The following is a 23,403-nucleotide window of genomic DNA, read 5'->3' as shown; positions in this document are numbered from 1 at the left end:
TTATGCCTGCACAGCCAAACCGCCGAGAATTACGACAAACCCTTCGCGCCGCGCGAAATGCGCTAACCTCGGCGGCGCAACATGACGCCGCGCAAGCCATTGCCTATCATCTTACCTGTCTGGAGGCTTACACCCGCGCTCACACCATTGCCGGTTATCTGGCAAACGACGGAGAGCCCGACCTGACGCCAATGCTGTCGCAATGCTGGCGAGATAATAAACACACAACGTTGCCGGTTTTACACCCCTTTTCTAAACAGCACTTGTTGTTTTTGCGCTATTGTTCAGCCACCGCCATGACCACCAACCGCTTTAATATTGCCGAACCCATTCTCAGCTGTGCTGATATTCAATTGTTGAATCAGCACGATATGATCCTGATGCCACTGGTAGGCTTTGACAAGAAGGGCAACCGGCTGGGCATGGGCGGGGGCTTTTATGACCGCTCACTGGCGGCGTTGCCGGCCGGCGACAAACGTCCGGTGCTGGTAGGCATCGCCCACGATTGTCAGCAGGTAGACGCCCTGCCCGTCGCCAGCTGGGACATCCCCTGTGATGTTATCGTCACGCCCGCGGGGGTGCATAACCAGAAATACACGCAAAGCCAGCAATCCAGCCCCCAAATGGTCTGAGGATAAGGTACACTTTTGATTCTTTAAGATGGGAGGGATTATGGACCAGAACGAAAAGAAAAAAGCCGTTGCGCAAGCCGCCTTACAATATGTGCAATATGATACCGTCGTGGGCGTGGGCACAGGCTCTACCGTTAATTACTTTATTGATGAACTGGCCTCAATAAAAGATAAAATAACCGGGGCAGTGTCCAGCTCGCAGGCGTCTACCGAGCGTCTCGAGGCGGCGGGTATTGAAGTGTTTGAGCTTAACAATGTTGATTCATTGGGCATATATGTGGACGGCGCGGATGAGGTCACCGAACACAAACATATGATAAAAGGCGGCGGCGCCGCCCTTACCCGTGAAAAGATAGTCGCCGCGGTGGCCGAGACCTTTGTGTGTATTGTGGATGACTCTAAACAGGTTCCGATATTGGGTAATTTTCCATTGCCGGTGGAAGTGATTCCGATGGCGCGCTCTTATGTGGCCCGGGAACTGGTCAAACTGGGCGGCGATCCGGTTTACCGTCAGGGTGTGGTTACCGACAACGGCAATGTCATTTTAGACGTGCACAATCTTGAAATCCTCAATCCTCGCGAGCTTGAAGCGAAGATCAACAATATCGTCGGCGTGGTAACCAATGGTATTTTTGCCATGCGTGGTGCCGATGTGGTGTTAAGTGCCACCCAGCAAGGCGTAAAAACCTTCAAGTAAGCGTTTAATGTCTTTAGCTGTGGTCGCCTGACTATGGCTAAAGAGCGGTTTCAAGCCGCGACAACTTCCGCGCGGTCAAAATTGCCTGATAATCTTCTTTGCACCTTCTGTCACATCTGGTACTTTGGTATTTAGACGTCCAGATGTCTTTTAATAATTCACTAAGGCTGAGATTGCAAGCGATGAGTAAAGTGTCATTACCGAAAGAAAAGATCCGTATTTTGTTGTTAGAGGGGGTGCACCACAGCGCCGTAGAAACCCTGAAAAGCAGTGGCTACAGCAATATCGAGTATCTTAAAAGCTCGTTGCCGGAAGAGGAGCTGATTGAAAAGATTAAAGATGTCCATTTTATTGGTATTCGTTCCCGAACTCAGCTGACCGAGCCGGTTATTGCGGCCGCCCAAAAGCTGGTCGCCGTAGGCTGCTTTTGCATCGGCACCAATCAGGTCGACCTGAACGCGACCCAGCGCCGCGGGATCCCGGTTTTTAACGCCCCCTTTTCGAATACCCGCTCCGTGGCCGAGCTGGTGCTGGGACAAATTATTTTGTTACTGCGGGGCGTGCCTGCCAAAAATGCCAAGGCGCACCGTGGGGAATGGGACAAATCGGCCAATGGCTCCTTCGAGGCCCGGGGAAAGACCCTGGGCATCATTGGTTATGGTCATATCGGTACCCAGCTTAGTATCCTGGCTGAGCATCTTGGCATGAAAGTCCAGTTTTTTGACATCGAAGATAAGCTGGTGCTGGGCAATGCGGTGCAAATTAAGAAGCTGGATACCCTGCTGGCGTCCTCCGATGTGGTCTCGCTGCATGTTCCTGAGACCGACTCCACCCAGAATATGATCGATGCCCAGACGCTATCGAAGATGAAACCGGGCAGTATTTTTATCAATGCCTCCCGGGGCACGGTGGTGGATATTGACGCGCTGGTCAAAGAACTGGAAGCCGGGCGCCTCAATGGTGCTGCCATTGATGTGTTTCCGGTAGAGCCAAAGTCCAATACCGAAGAGTTTGTGTCGCCGCTACGTCAATTCGACAATGTTATTCTGACTCCCCATGTGGGCGGAAGTACTCAGGAAGCACAGGAAAACATTGGAATTGAAGTTGCTGGCAAGCTGGCGAAATACAGTGATAACGGTTCCACCCTGTCGGCCGTAAACTTTCCCGAAGTCTCGTTACCGGGTCACCCCGGCCGCTCGCGGTTATTGCATATTCATGAAAACCGGCCCGGCGTTATTATGCAGATCAACAGTACCTTTGCTGAGCGCGGGATCAATATTGAAGCACAGTACCTGCAAACCTCCGGGGATATCGGCTATGTGGTTATCGATGTGGCCGCGGATAATGCCTACGACGGATTGAGTCAGCTAATGCAGATTGACGGCACCATCAAAGCCCGCTTGTTACACTAAACGGTTCGCGGGGTAACCCCCAATAAAGCAGGTGAGTCGCCCCGCGGCTTACCTGCTGTAAATCGACAAAGTCAGTTTGCATAGATGTCGATAAAAAAGTAGCTGGTGATAAGTACGCTGACCATCATCACAAAATAACGAATATAATGCGCTGCTATCAATCGCGAGATGCGCGCCGCCAGATACCCGCCCGCCAGAGTGCCGGTTAACACCAACGCGCCTTCCACCCAGGCAATCTGGTCCTGAACCACGAAGATCACAATCGCAATCATTGACACCACACATGAGATAAGCAATTTCATTGCGTTCATCACATTGATATTGGTATAGCCGGCCAGCACCAGATAACTGAGCGAAATAATACCCAACCCCGCGTTAAAAAAACCGCCGTATATACCAATCAGTAACAACAGCACGACTAAGGCGGCCCTTGCCGTTCCTGCCATACGGGCATGCCCGTTACCCAGCATTCTAAACCCGCGGTTTAGCTGCTCCCCAAAGATAAACAGTAAGGTGGCAAATAACAGCAGCCAGGGTATGGCTTCTTGAAAAACGGTTTCGGGGGTTTGCAATAATGACCAGGCCCCCACCAGTCCGCCCACGGTGCTCACCATCACCAGAGCAGGCAACACCGAGCGATGGCTGCGAAGCTCTTCTTTAAAGGCGTAAGCGCCGCTCAGGTAGCCGGCACAAGAGGCAAAGGTGTTGGTGGCATTAGCACTGATGGCCGGGACCCCGGCCATCAGCAACATCGGAAAGGTGATAAAACTGCCTCCTCCGGCAATACTGTTTAATACGCCGCCAAAAAAGCCTGCCACCAATAACCCTGCCCAGTCCCAGCTCATCGTTGAGTCAGACGCCTACGGGCCTATCGCCGAACAGCAGGCCCGGGCAGTACGGTATAAAGCGTTAGCATTCAAACCGGGCAATACGCCGCTGCCAGTCGCCCTGATCCTGACGCGCGCAGCTCTGCTCACTATCCAGGCGCACATGGCGCCGGATATCTTTAACTTTAATACCCGCTTTTAGTAAGTTTCCCTGAATCCGTTGGCGTAATTTTTTGTCCAGCCCATCAGCCACTGCCCGCTCCACCTGGTCGTCATTTGCAAACACACACGTGATCATCAGACTTCCCGGAAAGTGATTGTAGCGAGCCGTATGGGTCAGCCACTCAAACCCTATCTGCCATTGTTTTACTTCTTCACAAGCTAAGGTCAGCGCTTTAACAACATTGTTATCAAGTTTTTTGGTGGTTTTATTCATTTTAAAAGCTTATCTGCGTAAACACTGAGCATTACGCATTTTACCACAGATAAAGATGCGTCCCAGAAGGTGAAAACCCTATCTAAAAGTTAATTTAATGTTAATGGATTGATAATTAAGATAGCATACTCAAACGGATGACCTTGGACAGTGCCCAAAGGGATGATATCTGACTGATAACAGTCGATTGACGGGCCAACAATAACAAGTGGAAACCAATATTTATGTTCAGAACACCTCTAAAACCTACATTAGCTGCTGTACTTTTGACGTTAGGCGCAACCGCTGTTTCAGCCAATACAGGCGACCGGTACATCATTCAGGTAGACAATAATAGCAAGGGTATTGTTAAAGCCCTGGCAAAGCAGTCCGGGGCTAAGATACACATCGATGCCGAAGGCTTTATTGCTGCTACCTTTGATGGAAAATCACTTTCGCAAGTCAAAGGATTGATGAACAATCCTCATGTGAAATTGATTGAACAGGATCTTCAGCGTTTTCCGATGGCACTCTACAATGATGATGCGGGTAATCCGGATACGACGCAAATAACGCCCTACGCGGTTTATCAATCGCAAGCTAATCAACTCAATTTTAATGCCGCTACTGATACGAAAGTGTGTGTTATCGACTCCGGCCTGGATGATTCTAATCCCGATTTTGTCTGGAATAATATTACCGGTGATAACGATCCCGGCACTGGTAACTGGTTTGACAATGGCGGGCCCCATGGCACCCATGTAGCCGGTACTATTGGCGCTGCTGATAATACCTATGGTGTAGTGGGTATGGCACCCGGGGTGAAAATGCACATTATCAAAGTATTTAATGCAGAAGGCTGGGGCTATTCCTCTGATTTAGCCTTTGCGGCCCAAAAATGTTCTCAAGCCGGCGCTAATATAATAAATATGAGCCTGGGCGGTGGCGGCGCTAACAGTACCGAAGAAAATGCATTCAATGACTTTGTTAATGCCGGTGGTCTGGTGGTGGCAGCGGCCGGTAACGACGGCAACAATGTGCGTTCTTACCCCGCTGGCTATCCGGCGGTAATGATGATCGGGGCCAACGATGGTGATGACAATATTGCCGACTTTTCGCAGTATCCGTCATGTACCACCGGTCGCGGTAAAAACGTGACGACAAATGAAACGACCTGTGTGGAAGTCACCGCCGGCGGTGTCGATACCCTGTCAACCTATCCGGCTAACGGCGCTACCCTGGCAACAATGACCGCCGACGGTCAGGGTTTTGCCTCCTCAGCCATGGAAAATACCGGCACCGCTTCGGCCAGCACCTATTTTATGGGTCTGGGCGATAACATCGACAATAATGCATCGGGTAAGATTTGTGTAATCGATCGAGGCTCTATTTCTTTTTATGACAAAGTGAATAATTGTGAGTTATCTGGCGGCGTGGGCGCGGTGTTAATCAACAACGAACCCGGCATGCTTTATGGCACATTGGGCGAAGCCAACGACACCTCTATTCCGGCGGTGGGCGCAACGTTTGAAGATCGTGCACAGTTGGTAAGTGCCACTACAATAGATATTAGTATAGGTACCAGCGATTATGGTTATATGAGCGGCACCTCAATGGCCACACCAGCGGTGGCCGGGGTGGCGGCGTTGGTTTGGTCAAATCATCCGACCTGCAGTGGTGAAGATATCCGTGCCGCGCTAAAAGCTACGGCCCGGGACTCAGGCGCGGCTGGCAAGGACGTATACTTCGGTTATGGTATTGTGCAGGCCGCCGATGCTGATGCATATTTAACCGCTAACGCGTGTGCAGGGGGTTCTGGGGGCGGAACTCAGAATGAGTTAACGCTTACCGGCGACGGTTATAAAGTAAAAGGCCTGCAAGTTGTTGATCTTACCTGGTCTAACGCGAGCGCGAACGAGGTAGATATCTATCGTGATGGGAATGTCATTACCACCACGGCCAATGATGGTGCTTACACTGACAATCTAAATCGTAAGGGTAGCAACAGCTATAGCTACCAGGTTTGTGAAGCGGGTACCTCGGTATGTTCTGCGTCCGTCTCTGTAGCCTTTTGATATTATTTTCTGCCCGCAGAAGCTAGTGACAAAACGCGTGAATCTAATGCCAGTCAGTTAAGCTGACTGGCATTGTTCTTTTTGGGGTATTCAACTGGCATGGCCACTCCTGCCCCTGGTCGTTCCTGACCGACCTCAAACCGTCTATCTTCAGCCACTTCGCGTTTGGGACAGATTCGTACACAGCATCGGTTACAACCTTCAGTAAAACCCGGACACCTTTGCAGCTACCTCTGTCGCTTTTGTGGAGGCTTGCCAATACTTGCAAATGACTCCATTTAAAGGCCAGGCTGAGGGTAGAGTCCCCCTTTGTTATGGCGTTCGCCTTTAGACGCCGCCAGATTAGCCTACGGCTTTTCAGCCCCAGGCATAGCTCATCCGGATCCCACCAAAATAGCTATACGCGTTTCCTAAACGATGTAGCCGGGAGATAGGTTTCGCCCTCACACAGACACCAGGCTCCAATCGCCCACCTTCCTGCCTAAGTCGGGCCTAAGTCAAGCCTACACTTTGAGCTGGTTTCGAGTAAGATTCATTCCAATAACCCGCCTCTCACGGTTGCAGTGAGTCAGGGGGTCCGGGAGAGCTGAGAAGGGACATAAAAAATCCGATATCAAACGCTGATATCGGATTTTGAAATTTGAAAGAGTTTAAGCAACCCACCAGCAAAGTTTGTTAACCGATGGCAGCTGGCCTCAGCCCGCTTTTCAAGTCACCCCAACCTGCTATTACAGGAAGTTGTAAACCAGGGTTACCGCTGTTTCGGTGTCCAGTTTTTCTTTGCCTGGCTCCACGTTCGTGTTGTGGTCAAACGAAATAGAGACCTTAAGTGATAAACTGCCGTTAATTGATGCTGTCAACGCGGTTTCGGCGGCAGACTTGGTATTGTCACTCCCTACCTCAGTACTGAGTGTCTGGGTAAACTTTGACGTATCAGAAATAAGCCACTGAAAGCCGGTTGAAGCACGCACGATGAAGCCATTCTGTGACTCGCCGTCCTGAGTTTCGTTGAACGCATAACCCGGACCAATGGAGTACTCTAAAGCTGTTGTATCATCTTGCCACAGCTTTTGGTTCCAACCCGCAGCCACAGTAGACTGGTAGTTAAACGAACTGAACCGGTCGTCTTCATAAGATGCGAAACCAAACAACCGGTTGTCCGGATTCTGTAGTTTGTAGTTGGCCTGGGCCTGGGCATCAAACTTTTGCGCAGAGGTGCGATCTTCTTCCACCCCTTCTTCATTTTCTACCGACTCCTGCTTATAAAGCCCGCTTACGCTGTAGTCGTTACTCCATCTTTCCAGTTCCTGGTGTGACTCTATCGAAGCATTAACAGAAGTGGTATCTGTGTTACCGGTAGTGAAAATGAAACCCAGACCACCTTCCAGAGTGAAAGGCTTTTGCTTGATTTGCGCCAGGCTTGAACCTGAGAAAAGCGCACCGATAACCGTTGCCGCTAATACTGTTTTGTTCATGTGTTTCTCCGTGTTTTTTGTGAATCCGATTTGTGTTTGCCCTAACGGTGCTCCCCCGCTGCGGCGTTATTCTTTTTTTTGATACCCGAGCTTTTACTGATTAACCGCGCAATTTGCTCAGTTTGCTTAAAAGAACCGGTAAACCACACTCAGTGAGGTTTCGGTATTCAGATTAGGGACATCAGGTAGCGGTTGTGTTTCAAAAGACACAATAAAAGATAATTTCATCGCTAATGAGTCAAACAGGTTTGCTGAAAGCGCGGTCTCTGACCGGGTCTTAATATTATCGGGGCCGACTTCGGTACTTAAAAACTGCCGAAACCGGGAACCGGTATACCACTGATAATGGTATTCGCCCGAGGCCCGTAAAATCAACCCGTTATTGATGTTGGTCTGGGTGCCATCTTCGGCGGAGACCAGCCCATATCCCGGCCCCACACTATAACGCAGCATACTTTCATCGGTGTTCCAGACTCGCTGAGACCAGCCGCTGGCCAGGGTCGCCCGATACTCGTACCCATTGAACTCATCATTTTCGTAATCGGCATAAAAGAACAGTCTTCGGCCTGGGGTATCCAGCTTGTTGTCGAACTGCGCCGTACCGTAAAAACGCTGGGCACTAACCTGATCTTCTGTGACCCCGTTATTTTCCACTTCAATTTGCTTGTACAGCAACTCGGCCGAATAATTGTTGTTCCAGTGAAAGGTTTCCTGCTCGGCAATCACACCAGCCTTAAGAGAAAAGGCATCGGTGTTACCGGTTGAATTTAACACCCCCACTTCCCCGTCTAACGAAAACAGATCTTCCTCTTCATCCTGGCGATAGGTGAAGTCCGTATGATACAAGGTTTGAATCAGATTTTTCTCGGCGGCATAAGACGGCACACTGCCAAACAAACAGGCAGCCAGAACCAGTAAACATCTTCTGGAATGGTTTTGCATACAATTTGATTCGATTTGTTAGCGCTTGTGGTGAACCGGTCCGTGGCCAGATTATTAGTATATCAGCGAGGAAATTTTCTCAGCTTCTTTGTCGGCATAAGCCACAACCTCGTCCAACTGCTCATGAGCAAAGGTTAAGATGCGGTTTGATGCCGGCGGCACCGGGTCAATTTCCTTCGACATTTCAGGCCGTATCTGACAAATTGTAACCCGCAGGGCGCAGGCTAATAAAGCAATATCCTGTTCCAGTGCCTGTTTTTCTGTATTGTGTAATTCCTGCACCGGATAGTACAAAGGCATGGGTAACTGCCATTTTTCCATGATAACGCCGCTTAATCGGGCAAAATCAAAGCCGAACACCGCCTGTTGACGACTCCAGGGTGTGCCTTTCGAAAATTGGGTGTATTCACTGTAGAGCTTCGGATTGTATTTGGCGGCCACCAGTTCGCTGAGATTCAACAAAATACCATTGACAAAAAAACGGTCACTGCCACGAAGCCCGGCCAGTTTTGCCAGCCGTTTGGCCACCACCCCGGTATAGACCGATGCCTGCCAGTGGGCGTCTAAGTTAACATAAGGCGTATCGAACACCTTGAAGGCGGTGGTGGCGGTTTCGGCGACCACCAGGTTGTATAATGCTTCACCACCAATAACACTCACAGCTTTGCTGATGGAATCTACCTGCGACGGGAATCTGAACAAAGCACTGTTGGCCAGCTTTAAAATTTTAGCCGTCAGTGACGGGTCTACCGCAATTAAACGGGCAATGTCGTCACTGTCTGAACGATGATCATCTAAAATCTCGCGAATCCGCAAACAGATATCCGGCAGTGTAAAGGATTGTGCTGCAAATGAGGCGTAGTTTTCTAAAGACATGGATTTTGTTCTCTCCTGGCAGCGTGACTGAAATCTTACTACCTAAAAAGCTATGTATTGTCGAACAATTCAAACTGAGTCGGGCCCGCCGAAGACGGTTTATCGTGCTGGCGGGCACGGCGCTGCGCCGCCTGTTTACGTTTATAGCACGCTGCCACTATCTGGCGACGGGTAGCCGTGTCGGCCTGATACCAGAAGCGTCGTTCATCACGACTGCGAAAACAGCCTTTACAATACCCGCGACGACCCGACTCGCACACACCGATGCAAGGGCTGGGCACATCAAAAAACTCCAGCTGGGAGGGTATTGAAGGCGAAGAGTCTGTCATCAGGAAGTTCCTGTTTTGCCGCCAAAACTTTCTGATCATCAGTATAGCAGGATTCATACCCAGTTGAATATTGCCAGCGTATACGCAGGTATCAATCAATCGGCGTGTATTTGAGGCTGGCAACCACCCTCACTTTTTTACACAAAGATGCTTGTGGTCCCGGCGGCTGCGGGTGTCGGACACAGGGGCAAGTGAGGGGAATGAGTGGATTGAGGGGAATGAGTGGATTGAGGGGAATGAAGGTAAACCAGTAAGGCGAGTATCAGCATGGACAGCCACGTGCCCCTGGCCAGAATAACGCCAGAGCTTTCATCCACAACCTTGCTTATTTATAGCGTTAACAGGCACTGAAATAGCAGTACAACCCTGCATCAGAAACCGCGCAACAGTAGTAAGGCAAGAGTAAGGGGGCAGCAAGAGGATGGTAAGAGGATGGCAACGAGCAGGCAATAATAAAAAAGCCGCCCGGGAGGGCGGCATAAAATGCCCCAGTTAAGGAGAGGGGCAACACTTGGGTTTGGTTAAGACGCCTTGCTGGCTTTTTTGCGTTGCAACAGGTAATAGAATACCGGGGTTAAAATGAGTCCGAACACGGTGACCCCAATCATGCCGGAGAATACCGCCACTCCCATCGCCTGGCGCATTTCGGCGCCGGCACCGGTGGATAACACCATTGGCAGTACCCCCATAATAAAGGCAATCGAGGTCATCAGAATGGGGCGCAGCCGCAGGCGGGAGGCTTCTTTAATCGCACTAAAGGCATCGTGCCCGTCTTCTTCAAGTTCCTTGGCAAACTCCACAATCAAAATGGCATTTTTGGTGGCCAGCCCTACCAGGACAATCAAGCCTATCTGGGTAAAGATATTGTTGTTTCCTTCAAACAGCCCTACGCCAATCAGCGCGCTTAACAGCGTCATCGGTACAATAAGAATGATGGCCAGCGGCAGACGCAGACTTTCATACTGGGCTGCCAGCACTAAAAACACCAGTAACACCACCAATGGGAATACATACACCGCGGTATTGCCTGCCAGAATCTGCTGATAGGTTAATTCGGTCCACTCGTAGGTCATGCCGATGGGTAAGGTGTCATCCAGGATTTTTTCGATGGCAGCTTTGGCCTGATCAGAGCTGTAGCCAGCTGCCGGGGCACCGTTAATTTCCGCGGTCACATATCCATTGTAATGCATCACCCGGTCCGGGCCGGCGCTGTAATCAATATTCAGCATCGAGCCCAGCGGAATCATTTCGCCGTCTTTGTTTCTAACCTTCATCTGCTCGATTTGCTCCACATCCTGTCGGTATGGGGCATCGGCCTGAACATTGACCTGATAGGTGCGGCCAAACAGGTTAAAGTCGTTGACATAGATAGCCCCCAGATACCCTTGCATGGTATTAAACAGCGTATCGATATCCACGCCCTGGGTGATGGCCTTTTCCCGATCCACATCCACGTCCAGCTGCGGCACATTCACCGTAAAACTGGTGAAAGCATCGGTCAGCGCCGGGTCGGCCCAGGCTTTTTGAATGACCTCGTTGGAGACTTTTTCCAGGGCGGCAAAGCCCAGAGAATCCCGATCCTGCAATTGCAACCTGAAGCCCCCAATGGTGCCTAAGCCCTGCACCGGCGGTGGCGGAAAAATAGCCACGTAGGCGCCTTTAATGGAGCCAAAGGCTTTGTTCAGATCAGCAGCAATGGCCGCCGCGGAAAGCTCTGGTGACTGGCGCTCTGAAAACGGCTTTAACGGCGTAAACAATATGCCCGAGCTGGGACTATTGGTAAAGCCATTGATGTTAAGCCCCGGAAACGCCACGGCATCAGACACACCAGGGTGCTCCATGGCAATGGCCGACATATCCCGGATAACCTGCTCGGTTCTATCCAGCGACGCGGCATTGGGCAGTTGGGCAAAGGCCACCAGATACATTTTGTCCTGCGGCGGCACGTAGCCGGTAGGCGTACTGTCAAACTGCTGCCAGGTCAATGCCAATAGTCCGGCATACAGCACCATCACAATACCGCCTTTGCGTACCAAAGAGCCTACGCCATTGGTGTATTTGGCCGAGGCCTTGTCAAAAAAGCGGTTAAATGGTTTGAACAACCAGCCACCTAAGGCTTTGTCCATCGCCCGGGTCAGCCAGTCATTTTTGCTACTGTGAGGTTTTAACAGCAGTGCCGATAAGGCCGGACTCAGGGTCAGGGAGTTAATGGCTGAAATCACTGTAGAGATAGTAATGGTCAGGGCAAACTGTTTGTAGAACTGGCCCGTCAGGCCGCTCATAAAGGCGGTCGGAATAAAAACTGCCGCCAGCACTAAGGTGGTGGCGACAATAGGCCCGGTGACTTCTTTCATCGCCTGGGTTGTCGCAGCTACCGGTGATAAGCCTTCGGCAATATTGCGTTCGACATTTTCTACCACCACTATGGCATCATCGACCACAATCCCAATGGCCAGTACCAGTCCGAACAGCGACAGCGCGTTTAACGAAAAGCCCAGCAAATGCATAAAGGCAAAGGTACCCACCAGGGAGATAGGCACCGCCACCAGCGGAATGATGGAGGCACGCCAGGTCTGCAAAAACAGCACGACCACCAGCACTACCAGCAATACCGCCTCTAGCAGCGTATTGACCACCGCTTCAATAGACCCGCGTACAAACACGGTGGGGTCATATACAATTTCGTATTCCAAACCCTGAGGAAAGGCTTTTTCCAGCTCCGCCATGCGTGCACGCACATCATCAGAGATTTGAATCGCATTAGAACCCGGTGCCTGAAACACCGGAATGGCCGCAGCAGGACGATTGTTTAACAAAGAACGCAGGGCATAATTGTTGGCGCCCAGCTCGGTGCGGGCAACATCTTTAAGCCGGGTAATTTCACCATTTTCGCCGGTTTTGACAATAATTTCGTCAAACTCATCTTGTTCTACCAGACGGCCACGAACATTGATTAGCCACTGAAATTCACTGGTGCCGGTGGGTTGGGCACCCAGGCTGCCGGCCGCCGCCTGCTGATTTTGCGAGCGAATGGCCTTTACCACGTCGCCGGGGTTCATCTTAAGCGCCGCCAGCTTATTGGGGTTCAGCCACACCCGCATGCTGTATTCACCCGCACCAAACAGCCGAACCTGGCCGACCCCTTCAATACGATTCAGCTCATCTTTAACATACTGATCGCCATAATTAGACAGGTACAGCATGTCATACCGATTATCCGGCGAGGTTAAATGCACCACCATGGTCAGGTTGGGTGACGACTTTTCGGTCACGACCCCCAGTCGCTGCACTTCTTCAGGCAGTCTTGGTAGCGCCCGGTTTACCCGGTTTTGCACCAGGGTAGTGGCTTCATCCGGATTGGTACCAATGGCAAAGGTAACTGTTAATGTCATGGTGCCATCGGAAGTTGCCTGGGAGGACATATACAGCATGTCCTGCACCCCGTTTATTTCCTGCTCAATCGGGGTGGCCACGGTTTCGCCGATGACTTTAGGGTTCGCCCCCGGGTAGTTGGCGGTGACCACCACGGTGGGCGGTACCACATCAGGATACTCGGTGATCGGTAATTTCCAGACCGCAATGGCGCCGCCGATAAATATCAGCAGCGACAACACCGCCGCGAATATAGGACGATGAATAAAAAAGCGCGAAAAGTTCATTATTGCACTCCGCCCACAGTAACATTAGAGCGGCGACGGGCGATACCGCTGGCGTTGTCTACGCGTTGCTGCCACGCCTGCAGTTGCTCGAGGGTCTGCTCATCGGCCATAGAAACTGTATTAGGGGCCACCGTGGCGCCCGGGCGTATGCGTTGTAAGCCATTGACCACAATGATGTCATCCGCCTTCAGCCCGCTTTTGATAATACGCAGCGAACCGCCGACCTTATCGCCCATCTTTACCGCGCGATATTCCACTTTATTATCCTGATTAACCACCATCACATACTTGTTGTTCAGGTCGGTACCAATAGCTTTTTCGGCCACCAGAATGCCATTTTCAGCTTTGCCACCTGCCAGCTTAAGATGCGCAAATAAACCAGGCATCAGGTCTTTATTTTCATTGGCAAATACCGCACGCACCCGCAAGGTTCCGGTGCTGCTGTTAACCTGGTTATCCACAAAATTTATTCTTCCCCAGTGGCGATAGTCATCTTCATTAGCCAGACGCATGGCTACCGGTTGTGCAGCAACAGCATCGCTGCGCTGCTGAGCCTGCTGATAGTTCAGCCAGGTGGTTTCGTCAATATCAAAGTAAGCATACAGTTTTTCGGAAGACACAATGGAGGTGAGCACCGTCTGGCCGGCGGTAACATAGTTACCCTGAGTGATATTGGCCCGGGAGACCCGGCCTGCGATAGGCGCTTCGACGCGGGCAAAGCCGCGATTTAATCGCGCCAGTTCCAGGGCTGCCTGAGTTTGCGCGACCTGAGCCTGAGCCTGCTCTACACCGCTGATGCGAGTATCCAGCACCTCTTTTGAGATGGACTGACTTTCACGTAAACCTTCGGCACGGCTTTTGTCCTGTCTGGCTAAACGCAGCTGACTGCGGGCCGATTGTAATTGGGCTTCCAACCGCTGCACTTCAGCTTTAAACTGGCGGTTATCAATCAGAAACAGCGTATCGCCCTGTTCCACATATTCGCCTTCTTCGAACGCGACAAAGTCGATGTAACCAGACACACGGGGGCGTAATGATACCTGTTGGGGCGCTTCAAGACGGCCAGTAAAACTGTCCCATTCGGTAATACGCTGTGCCACCACCGGCGCCACATCTACCGGAACACCGGCCGGTGCAGCAGCACTTTGTTGCTCTGCAGCCTTGTCATCCGTACAGGCTGCCACTAGCGATAGCGCTATTATGAGAAAGCTTAATCGTTTAATTAATGGCATGTCGGTTCATCTCTTTCATCGGTCACTGAATATAAGCGCGGCATTATGAACACATGTATATAATAAAAATAATTATCTTTTTATATGCGATACATCATTTGATATAATATATATATTATTAACAATCCCGTTACACAGGAGTGCAGATTCCGGTGCGTCCACAAGAACTGAATTTACTAATGATTTTTGACGCCATCATGACCGAGGGCGCTATCACCCGGGCGGCAGACCGGCTTTCGATGACGCAGCCTGCGGTGTCCAATGCCTTGTCCCGGATGCGAGCCGTGTGGGGCGATGAACTGTTTGTTAAAGACGGCCGTGGTATTCAGCCCACGGCTTTTGCGAAAAATATGTGGAGCCAGATTCAAACACCGCTAAGTGCACTGGAAGATGCGGTGAACCCTGATCAATTTGACCCGGCCACGGCAACCCGGACCTTTAGGATTGCCGCCACCGATACCTTTGTCGATGTGATCTGGGGGCCGTTGCGTCAGGTTATCGAGCGTGAAGCCCCGGGTATTAATATTTATGCGGTACCCAATCCCACCATAGAGTCTGCCGATATTTTAAAAGCCGCTGAAGCCGAGCTGGCCATCTCCAAATATACCCAGTCAGAAAGCGTGATACGTTCTGAACATCTGTTGGATCCCAGTTATGTCGTGGTCATGCGCCCTGACCATCCGCTGGCCCAGGAACAGCTCACATTAGAGCAATTCATCAATGCGGATCATTTGCTGGTGTCGTTAACCGGCGATGTAACCGGCCCGACGGATCTGGCATTGCAGAGTCTGGGAAAAAAACGCCGGGTGGCGATGTCGGTAAACAACTTTTTTAATGTGCCGGGACTGCTAAAACAAACAAATCTGATTTGTGTGGCACCGTCGATGGTGCTGGAGCGGGAAATCTTTTCTAAACAACTGGCGGTGTTCGAAAGCCCGGTGGAGGTAAGCCCTACCCCGGTCACGTTACTATGGCACAAGCGCCAGGATCATGATCCGGGCTTACAATGGCTACGTCGCCATGTGGTTCGCATTATCCATCAGCGGGTTGAACAGCATCAACAATTGCTGAACCAGTGTTGCCGCAAGGGGTATTGCGAGCAGGCGGTACTCGAGGCCAAAGCACAGCATCATTATGAGTGTATAACCCAGGCCTGTGAGCAACTGAACATTGAACCTAAAGCGATTACCCCAGGTCACTAATAGCGGCGCCGGCGGAGCGATCTGTTATCGCCTACGGCTGGTCGGTGGCTAAGGCGGCTAAGATGGCTAAGGCGAGACCAACAACACTCCCTAACACAAGACCAATAACATAAGACCAATAAAAAACCCCCGCTGCGAGCGCATCGCAACGGGGGTTGTTAGCAAGGGTCAGTCCGCTGATAGTCACAAACTGACTATCCACTGACATAAAACCCGGTTACTTTTTCTTTTTCGCCTTCGGGTTTGGCATATCGGTAATGCTACCTTCGAAGATCTCGCTGGCCAGGCCAATTGACTCATTCAGCGTAGGGTGAGCATGAATAGTCAGGGCCACATCTTCGGCGTCGGCGCCCATTTCGATAGCCAGACCAATTTCACCCAGCATCTCGCCGGCGTTAGTACCGACAATGGCACCACCAATCACCCGACCTGAATCTTTATCAAAGATCATTTTGGTCAGACCGTTGGTAGCATCAGAGGCAATCGCCCGACCTGACGCCGCCCACGGGAAGGAGGCGGTCTCGTAATTCACGCCTTCTTCTTTAGCTTCTTTCTCGGTCAGACCCACCCAGGCAACTTCTGGTTCGGTGTAGGCCACTGAAGGAATACAACGCGGATCAAAGTAGTGATTCTTACCAGCAATAACTTCTGCTGCTGCGTGGCCTTCATGCACCGCTTTGTGGGCCAGCATAGGCTGTCCTACCAGGTCGCCAATCGCATAGATGTTTTTCACATTGGTTTGCATCTGCTTGTTCACGTTGATGAAACCACGGTCGTCTACTTCTACGCCGGCTTTATCTGCGCCTACTTTTTTACCATTGGGGGTACGACCCACCGCTACCAGCACTTTGTCGTAACGTACTTTTTCTGACGGTGCATTTTTGCCTTCGAAGGTTACGTACAAGCCGTCATCTTTGGCTTCAACATCCGTTACTTTGGTTTCAAGCATGATGTTGAATTTATCTTTATAGTCTTTCATGAAGACTTTCATGATGTCTTTATCGGCAGCAGGAATAAGCTGGTCCAAAAATTCAACCACATCAATCTTAGAGCCCAGTGCTTCATACACTGTGCCCATTTCCAGACCAATGATACCGCCACCCAATACCAGCATTTTTTCCGGAATGTCTTTCATTTCCAGAGCGCCGGTTGAGTCAATAACCCGGTCGTCTTCTGGAATGAACGGCAATTTAACCGGCTCAGAACCTGCAGCGATGATCGCATTATCAAACTTGATGGTGGTGGTGCCGTCTTCACCTTCCACTTCTAGGGTGTTGGCACCGGTAAATTTGCCGGTACCACGCACATGTTTAACCTTGCGCATCTTGGTCATTCCTGACAAGCCTTTTGTCAGCTGACCCACAACCGAATCTTTATAGTCCCGTAGTTTATCCAGGTCGACTTCCGGTTCGCCAAAGCTTACGCCGTGCGCGGCCATCTGTTTTGCTTCTTTCATTACCTTGGCTACGTGCAACAGGGCTTTTGAAGGGATACACCCAACATTCAAACAAACCCCACCCAGTGTTTCCCTGGCATCAACAATCACGGTTTCTACGCCCATATCGGCAGCGCGAAAAGCCGCAGAATAACCGCCTGGTCCTGCGCCCAATACAACTAGCTGAGTTTTAATTTCGCTCATCTTGACCTCAAATTTGTCAAATATCTGAAAATAATGCGTTAAGAAGTTTAACTAGGGCTGGTGAGCCCTGTAAAGCTAAGCTGGCTATTTGCCTGCAAAAAGCATCAAGGGGAGCCTGTTTTGCTCCCCTTTACATGGTTTGTCTATAGTAGCATCTGGCGCAGGTCTTCTAAGACCGCTTTAAGATGCACGGCAAACCGGGCTGCAACCGCACCGTCGATAACCCGGTGGTCGTAAGACAAAGATAGCGGCAGCATCAGGCGAGGTTCAAAGTCCTTGCCATTCCACTTCGGCTTCATCTCGCTCTTCGAGACACCCAGGATTGCTACGTCTGGCGCATTCACAATAGGCGTAAAGGCGGTACCGCCAATGCCACCTAAGCTGGAAATAGTGAAACAACTTCCCTGCATATCGGCAGACTTCAGCTTACCGTCACGGGCTTTCACACTAATATCCATCAGCTCTTTCGATAATTCGTGGATGCCTTTCTGATCAACATCACGAACCACCGGAACCACCAGACCATTTGGTGTGTCTACTGCAATACCAATATGGTAATACTTTTTCTGAATTAAAGACTCGCCTGACTCAGAAAGTGAAGTATTGAAAATCGGGTAGGCTTTGAGCGCATCGGCCACCGCTTTCATCATGAACACCAACGGCGTGATCTTGAAGCCCATCTTGCGCTTCTCGGCCACCTGGTTTTGTTCTTTACGAAATGCTTCTACATCAGTAATGTCCGCTTCTTCAAACTGGGTAACATGGGGAATCGACACCCAGTTACGATGCAGGTTTGGCCCTGACAGTTTTTGAATACGCGTTAGCGGAACTTCTTCAACATCACCAAATTTAGAAAAATCGACTTTTGGCTGTGGAATGACCTGCAGACCACCGCCCTCGCCTTTGCCGGCAGAGCTTGCTGTCGCTTTGGGTCGTGACAGCTCGTATTTTACGTACGATTGTACATCTTCTTTGAGGATCCGGTCTTTACGACCACTGCCTGATACTTCAGACAAATCCACCCCAAATTCACGGGCCAGGCGACGAACCGAGGGTGAGGCATGAACCTTACCCGATTTTTGTTTTTCACCTGCCGAAGGATGATGTGGAACCGGCGGCGGCTTAGGACGGCCGCTGTCCTGTGACTTGCTCTCTTGTGAGCTGTCTTTAGCAGAGGCTTTTTGCTCTGATTTAGCCGGTTTGTCTTCGGTCTTGGTAGCTGGCTTACTGCCACTGCCCTTAACCTTCAGCATTAATACCTGTGAGCCCTGCGAGACTTTATCGCCTTGCTTCACCATCATCTTGATTACGGTGCCGGCTTTGGGGGCCGGAACATCCATGGTCGCCTTGTCAGTTTCAACGGTGATCAGGCCATCTTCGGCTTCAATTGTATCACCTTCGCTAACCAGCACTTCGATAACTTCAACATCCGCAGCATCGCCGATGTCAGGTACAGTCACTTCAATTTCTTCTTCACCGCCATCATCAGACGAATCTGGCTCATTGCTATCGGCAGCGGCAGGTTCGCCTTTGGTGCCGGCATCATCCGGCTCGCTCTGACCTGATGCCGCGTCATCGTCGGCGGCCTGCTCACCGTCTTCGTCACCCGCGACTTCCAGCATCAGAATCAGTGAACCTTCACTGACCTTATCGCCTTCTTTAACTTTCAGGCTGACGACTTTGCCGCCCTGAGGCGCAGGCACATCCATGGTCGCTTTGTCGGTTTCAAGGGTAATCAGACCGTCTTCGGCTTCCACCGTATCGCCTTCGCTGACCAACACTTCGATGATGTCAACTTCCTCTGCATCACCAATATCCGGCACCGTTACTTCAACGGTAGAGCTGCTACCACCTGATGCTTTCGCGCCCTTGGTTTCACTTTGCTCGCTGCCTGATTTTGCGTCTTTTGCAGAGTCACCCTGATCGGCTTTTGTAGTGGTCTCTTCTGCGGCCTGGTCGTCTGACTCAGATTGTTCCTGAGACTCATCAGCTTCGTCGCTGCTGTCATCACCAGCAGCTTCTAATTGCATCAGCAAATCGCCTTCAGAAATCTTATCTCCTACGCTGACTTTCAAAGCACTGACTTTACCGCCAAAGGGCGCCGGAATATCCATACTGGCTTTGTCACTTTCAACCGTAACCAGCGAGTCTTCCGCTTCAATGTCATCGCCCTCTGCCACCAACACTTCAATGACTTCTACTTCGTCTTCACCTAGGTCGGGTACGAGAACGTCTTTAATATCTGCCATGTTGTTGTCTCTCCTGTGCTTACGCGTACAGTGGGTTAACTTTGTCTGAATCGATATCCAGATCTTTCATCGCCTTTGACAGTGTCTTGGCATCTACATCACCGGCTTTATACAGCTCATAAAGAGCGGCATAGGCTACATAGGCAGCATCAACCTCAAAGTGGCGACGAAGATTTGCACGGCTGTCAGAGCGGCCAAAGCCGTCAGTTCCCAGTACACGATAACTACCAGGTACAAAGTTACGTACCTGATCAGCATAGTTTTTGATGTAATCGGTAGCCGCAATGGTCGGGCCATCGTTACCGTTGTTTAGTACTTCGGTGATGTACGGCGTACGGGCATCAGCATCCGGGTGTAGCATGTTGTGACGATCCACATCCATACCATCGCGGGTCAGCTCGTTAAACGAGGTAACACTGTAAACCTGTGACTCGATATTGTAGTTATCAGCCAGCAGTTTCGCCGCGTCACGGACCTGCTCTAAGATAGTACCTGAGCCCAGCAGCTTCACTTTCTTATCGCTTTCACCCACCGTGTCCAGCAGATAAATACCTTTCACAATACCTTCTTCAACATCTTTGGGCATTTGCGGCTGCTTGTAGTTTTCGTTCATCACGGTCAGGTAATAGAACACATCTTCCTGTTCTTCAAACATCCGACGCATACCGTCTTGCATGATCACGGCAATTTCAAAGCCGTAGGTCGGATCGTAAGAAATACAGTTTGGAATCAGTGCTGCCTGAGTATGGCTGTGACCATCCTGATGCTGTAAGCCTTCACCATTCAATGTCGTACGACCGGCGGTACCACCGACTAAGAAGCCACGTGCCTGTGAATCCCCTGCGGCCCAGGCTAAGTCGCCCACCCGCTGGAAACCAAACATGGAATAGTAGATGTAAACCGGAATCATCGGCAGATCGTTGGTGCTGTAAGACGTACCAGCCGCCAGCCATGAAGCCATGGCGCCCAGCTCATTGATACCTTCCTGCAGAACCTGACCTTTGGTGTCTTCGCGGTAATACGCTACCTGGTCTGAATCCTGTGGCTCGTATTTCTGACCTTGTGAAGAATAAATCCCCACCTGCCGGAACAAGCCTTCCATACCAAAGGTACGGGCTTCATCCGGAATAATCGGTACCACGCGTTTGCCGATTTTCTTGTCTTTGAGCATCGCGGTTAGAACACGAACAAAGGCCATGGTGGTTGAAATTTCACGATCGCCCGAGCCTTTGGTAACGGCCTCAAAGGCTTTCAGATCCGGCGCCGGTAAGTCTTCGGTGCTTTTGGCCAGACGGCGTGGCATAAAGCCATGCAATGCTTCGCGACGAGCCTTGAGATATTTCATCTCTTCGCTGTCTTCATCAAACTTGTAGTACGGCAGGTCAGCTAAGCTTTCATCTGATACCGGAATGTTGAACCGGTCACGGTAGGCTTTAACCGCATCGGTATCCATCTTTTTCACCTGGTGGGCAATGTTCTTACCTTCACCAGCGGCGCCCATGCCATACCCTTTAACCGTTTTGGCCAGAATTACCTGTGGGCGGCCTTCGGTTTTAGTGGCGCGATCGTACGCGGCATACACTTTAACCGGATCATGACCACCCCGGTTCAGACGCCAGATGTCTTCATCTGACATATTGGAAACCATTTCTTTAAGCTCTGGGTATTTGCCGAAGAATTTTTCGCGGGTATACGCGCCGCCTTTGGCTTTAAAGTTCTGGTATTCACCATCAACAGTTTCGTTCATCAGATCCAGCAGCTTGCCAGAGGTGTCGCGCGCCAGCAGCGGATCCCAGTAACGACCCCAGATCACTTTGATCACTTCCCAGCCTGCGCCGCGGAAGGTACCTTCGAGTTCCTGAATAATTTTGCCGTTACCACGCACCGGACCATCCAGACGCTGCAGGTTACAGTTAACCACAAAGGTCAGGTTGTCCAGACCTTCACGCGAAGCCAGACCGATAGCACCTAAGCTTTCTGGCTCATCAATCTCGCCATCGCCCAGGAAACACCAGACGCGCTGTTCTGAACAGTCTTTCAAACCACGATTGGTCAGATACTTCAGATAGCGGGCTAAATAAATCGCCTGCATTGGGCCTAAGCCCATTGATACCGTGGGGAATTGCCAGAAATCAGGCATCAGTTTCGGGTGCGGGTAAGAAGACAGACCTTCGCCGTCTACTTCCTGACGGAACATGTCCAGCTGGTCTTCGCTCAGACGACCTTCGATATAGGCACGTGAGTAAATACCCGGTGATACATGGCCCTGGATGAACAGGAAGTCACCACCGTCTTTGTCATTCGGTGCGCGGAAGAAATGGTTAAAGCCCACATCGTATAGCATTGCAGATGATGCAAAGCTGGAAATGTGCCCGCCCAGTTCCATGTCTTTTTTCGAGGCGCGCAGTACCATCATCAGGGCATTCCAACGCAGGGCGTTACGGATTTTACCTTCGATAGTCTGATCGCCCGGCATGGTCGGTTCCTGACCCGGCGGAATAGTGTTTATGTACGCGGTTGTTGCATCATAGGGTAAGTGGGCACCATTTCTGCGTGCTTTCTCTATTAGGGATTCTAATAAGAAGTGAGCCCTTTCAATACCTTCTTCTTCTAAAACTGACTCTATTGACTCCAGCCATTCTTGTGTTTCTTGTGGATCCACATCTTGGTGCATCATATCAGTCATGGTGCCATCCTATTTTTGCTTAATATAGAAAACCACCCACAACACCGAATTTGGCGGAGGATGGAATCACTAAATTATGTTGTACTTGCAGCAGGCTGTATCAGCCCACCTCTTAGTTGCGTGCTGTTGCTTACAAAAAAGCAATCATGCGCATAAAAACCAGCTCTTCGCCATTAAATTTCAAGGCGTCGTAAAGCGCGCTGTACTCTGCTGTCACGCTGATTAATTGCCAGCAAAGTTTTTTCAATAAATGCCAGGTGCGCATTGCAGGCCTGTCGGGCACTTTCCGGGTCCCGGTCGGCAATGGCTGCGACTATTTCGGCACGCTGACGTGACAAATCCTGCGCCACATTGGCATGCTGAGCCAGCATTTCTAAATTTCGTTCAATATTTTCTATTAACATGGCTTGCATGGTGCTCATCACATGCAGCAACACCATATTGTGGGAAGCCCGGGCCATCACCACATAAAACTGTCCAAGCGCTTCGGCCAGTGGCCGCTGACTTTGTTTGTCATCTGCCGCGGGCAGCTCGTCGAGCGCCTGCTGCAAGGCCTGATAATCCTCAGGTTGCCCCCGCAGCGCCGCATAATAGGCCGACATGCCTTCCAGGGCGTGGCGAAACTCCAGCAAATCAAACTGGGTTTCGGGCCGCCGGCTAATCAGCGCCATCAGCGGGTCCAGCATGGCCGCATTCAGACTTTTGCTAACAAAGGTGCCCCCCCCTGTTTACGTTCAACCAGCCCCCGGGCCTGTAAATTACCGATGGCCTCGCGTAAAGACGGTCTGGACACATCAAAGCGGGTGGCCAATTCACGTTCGGGAGGCAGTTTTTGTCCAGCCAGTAGCGAGCCATCCAGAATCATAGACTCCAGTTGCTCGGTGATGACATCTGACAATTTTTTGCGCCCCTGCTGCATGGGTATCCTTGACTCTTCAGACAGAAAAAAGGCGGTCACTTTGTAAACACCTTGGTGTTACAACCGCCTATTGGTCATACCATTTTACCTATATAGTGTAGGCCAGTTTAAAACTCAGGTAAACACTTTGCCGGATT

General features: G+C 50.8%; 16 protein-coding genes and 1 pseudogene. 5 read left to right on the top strand and 12 right to left on the bottom strand.

Annotation, left to right across the window (positions count from 1 at the left end; translation table 11 throughout):
• Window positions 1-2: 2 nt before the first annotated feature.
• The 3 genes from IT774_RS03735 to serA all read left to right on the top strand — a co-directional run bounded on the left by IT774_RS03735 (window position 3) and on the right by serA (window position 2,741).
• Window positions 3-632: a 5-formyltetrahydrofolate cyclo-ligase gene (locus IT774_RS03735; RefSeq protein ID WP_195811398.1), complete on the top strand. Its 630-nt coding sequence runs from the start codon at window positions 3-5 to the stop codon at window positions 630-632.
• Between the two features lie 40 nt (window positions 633-672).
• Entirely contained in the window at window positions 673-1,329 is a 657-nt protein-coding gene (rpiA, locus tag IT774_RS03730) for a ribose-5-phosphate isomerase RpiA (RefSeq protein WP_195811397.1), read from the top strand.
• 182 nt (window positions 1,330-1,511) lie between these two features.
• Window positions 1,512-2,741, top strand: a complete 1,230-nt coding sequence (gene serA, locus IT774_RS03725; protein WP_195811396.1) for a phosphoglycerate dehydrogenase — start codon at window positions 1,512-1,514, stop codon at window positions 2,739-2,741.
• Window positions 2,742-2,812: 71 nt separating this feature from the next.
• Here the strand turns inward: serA and IT774_RS03720 are convergent, their stop codons facing one another.
• On the bottom strand, window positions 2,813-3,586 hold the full coding sequence (locus IT774_RS03720; RefSeq protein ID WP_195811395.1) for a sulfite exporter TauE/SafE family protein: 774 nt from the start codon (window positions 3,584-3,586) through the stop codon (window positions 2,813-2,815).
• 64 nt (window positions 3,587-3,650) lie between these two features.
• Entirely contained in the window at window positions 3,651-4,004 is a 354-nt protein-coding gene (locus IT774_RS03715) for a Fis family transcriptional regulator (protein WP_195811394.1), read from the bottom strand.
• Between the two features lie 224 nt (window positions 4,005-4,228).
• Between IT774_RS03715 and IT774_RS03710 the strand changes: the two genes are divergently transcribed.
• Window positions 4,229-6,058, top strand: a complete 1,830-nt coding sequence (locus tag IT774_RS03710; protein WP_195811393.1) for a S8 family serine peptidase — start codon at window positions 4,229-4,231, stop codon at window positions 6,056-6,058.
• Window positions 6,059-6,786: 728 nt separating this feature from the next.
• Here IT774_RS03710 and IT774_RS03705 read toward each other — a convergent pair.
• The 6 genes from IT774_RS03705 to IT774_RS03680 all read right to left on the bottom strand — a co-directional run bounded on the left by IT774_RS03705 (window position 6,787) and on the right by IT774_RS03680 (window position 14,571).
• A complete protein-coding gene (locus IT774_RS03705; RefSeq protein WP_195811392.1) occupies window positions 6,787-7,533 on the bottom strand; it encodes a DUF481 domain-containing protein in 747 nt (248 codons plus the stop codon).
• A gap of 126 nt (window positions 7,534-7,659) precedes the next feature.
• Window positions 7,660-8,475, bottom strand: coding sequence for a DUF481 domain-containing protein (locus IT774_RS03700; protein ID WP_195811391.1), 816 nt, complete (start codon window positions 8,473-8,475; stop codon window positions 7,660-7,662).
• A gap of 54 nt (window positions 8,476-8,529) precedes the next feature.
• On the bottom strand, window positions 8,530-9,351 hold the full coding sequence (locus tag IT774_RS03695; protein ID WP_195811390.1) for an HDOD domain-containing protein: 822 nt from the start codon (window positions 9,349-9,351) through the stop codon (window positions 8,530-8,532).
• Between the two features lie 50 nt (window positions 9,352-9,401).
• Window positions 9,402-9,680 (bottom strand): DUF1289 domain-containing protein, encoded by a 279-nt coding sequence (locus tag IT774_RS03690; RefSeq protein ID WP_195811389.1) that lies wholly within the window; start codon window positions 9,678-9,680, stop codon window positions 9,402-9,404.
• 521 nt (window positions 9,681-10,201) lie between these two features.
• On the bottom strand, window positions 10,202-13,339 hold the full coding sequence (locus tag IT774_RS03685) for an efflux RND transporter permease subunit (protein WP_195811388.1): 3,138 nt from the start codon (window positions 13,337-13,339) through the stop codon (window positions 10,202-10,204).
• Window positions 13,339-14,571 (bottom strand): efflux RND transporter periplasmic adaptor subunit, encoded by a 1,233-nt coding sequence (locus IT774_RS03680; RefSeq protein ID WP_195811387.1) that lies wholly within the window; start codon window positions 14,569-14,571, stop codon window positions 13,339-13,341. The genes IT774_RS03685 and IT774_RS03680 overlap by 1 nt, the downstream gene beginning before the upstream one ends.
• Window positions 14,572-14,723: 152 nt before the next feature.
• Between IT774_RS03680 and IT774_RS03675 the strand changes: the two genes are divergently transcribed.
• Complete coding sequence (locus tag IT774_RS03675; RefSeq protein ID WP_195811386.1) at window positions 14,724-15,773, top strand: LysR family transcriptional regulator; 1,050 nt, start codon at window positions 14,724-14,726, stop codon at window positions 15,771-15,773.
• Between the two features lie 217 nt (window positions 15,774-15,990).
• Here the strand turns inward: IT774_RS03675 and lpdA are convergent, their stop codons facing one another.
• The 4 genes and pseudogenes from lpdA to IT774_RS03655 form a co-directional block, all read right to left on the bottom strand.
• Entirely contained in the window at window positions 15,991-17,412 is a 1,422-nt protein-coding gene (gene lpdA, locus IT774_RS03670; protein ID WP_195811385.1) for a dihydrolipoyl dehydrogenase, read from the bottom strand.
• Window positions 17,413-17,555: 143 nt separating this feature from the next.
• The gene (gene aceF / locus IT774_RS03665) at window positions 17,556-19,661 is read right to left on the bottom strand and encodes a dihydrolipoyllysine-residue acetyltransferase (protein WP_195811384.1); all 2,106 of its coding nucleotides are present in this window, start codon (window positions 19,659-19,661) and stop codon (window positions 17,556-17,558) included.
• Window positions 19,662-19,680: 19 nt separating this feature from the next.
• The gene (gene aceE, locus IT774_RS03660; RefSeq protein WP_195811383.1) at window positions 19,681-22,347 is read right to left on the bottom strand and encodes a pyruvate dehydrogenase (acetyl-transferring), homodimeric type; all 2,667 of its coding nucleotides are present in this window, start codon (window positions 22,345-22,347) and stop codon (window positions 19,681-19,683) included.
• 173 nt (window positions 22,348-22,520) lie between these two features.
• Window positions 22,521-23,266, bottom strand: a pseudogene (locus IT774_RS03655) (GntR family transcriptional regulator).
• Window positions 23,267-23,403: the final 137 nt, after the last annotated feature.

Source organism: Salinimonas marina, assembly GCF_015644725.1.
In the GTDB taxonomy this organism is placed as follows: Bacteria; Pseudomonadota; Gammaproteobacteria; order Enterobacterales; family Alteromonadaceae; genus Alteromonas.
This window is presented reverse-complemented; position numbering and strand designations above follow the sequence as displayed.

Bases quoted from the DNA above. Each gene is read 5' to 3' on its own strand.
- IT774_RS03710 (WP_195811393.1), top strand. From the start codon at position 4,229: ATGTTCAGAACACCTCTAAAACCTACATTAGCTGCTGTACTTTTGACG.
- aceE (WP_195811383.1), bottom strand. From the start codon at position 22,347: ATGACTGATATGATGCACCAAGATGTGGATCCACAAGAAACACAAGAA.
- rpiA (WP_195811397.1), top strand. From the start codon at position 673: ATGGACCAGAACGAAAAGAAAAAAGCCGTTGCGCAAGCCGCCTTACAA.
- IT774_RS03735 (WP_195811398.1), top strand. From the start codon at position 3: ATGCCTGCACAGCCAAACCGCCGAGAATTACGACAAACCCTTCGCGCC.
- IT774_RS03695 (WP_195811390.1), bottom strand. From the start codon at position 9,351: ATGTCTTTAGAAAACTACGCCTCATTTGCAGCACAATCCTTTACACTG.
- IT774_RS03685 (WP_195811388.1), bottom strand. From the start codon at position 13,339: ATGAACTTTTCGCGCTTTTTTATTCATCGTCCTATATTCGCGGCGGTG.
- IT774_RS03690 (WP_195811389.1), bottom strand. From the start codon at position 9,680: ATGACAGACTCTTCGCCTTCAATACCCTCCCAGCTGGAGTTTTTTGAT.
- serA (WP_195811396.1), top strand. From the start codon at position 1,512: ATGAGTAAAGTGTCATTACCGAAAGAAAAGATCCGTATTTTGTTGTTA.
- lpdA (WP_195811385.1), bottom strand. From the start codon at position 17,412: ATGAGCGAAATTAAAACTCAGCTAGTTGTATTGGGCGCAGGACCAGGC.
- IT774_RS03705 (WP_195811392.1), bottom strand. From the start codon at position 7,533: ATGAACAAAACAGTATTAGCGGCAACGGTTATCGGTGCGCTTTTCTCA.
- IT774_RS03680 (WP_195811387.1), bottom strand. From the start codon at position 14,571: ATGCCATTAATTAAACGATTAAGCTTTCTCATAATAGCGCTATCGCTA.
- IT774_RS03715 (WP_195811394.1), bottom strand. From the start codon at position 4,004: ATGAATAAAACCACCAAAAAACTTGATAACAATGTTGTTAAAGCGCTG.
- IT774_RS03720 (WP_195811395.1), bottom strand. From the start codon at position 3,586: ATGAGCTGGGACTGGGCAGGGTTATTGGTGGCAGGCTTTTTTGGCGGC.
- aceF (WP_195811384.1), bottom strand. From the start codon at position 19,661: ATGGCAGATATTAAAGACGTTCTCGTACCCGACCTAGGTGAAGACGAA.
- IT774_RS03700 (WP_195811391.1), bottom strand. From the start codon at position 8,475: ATGCAAAACCATTCCAGAAGATGTTTACTGGTTCTGGCTGCCTGTTTG.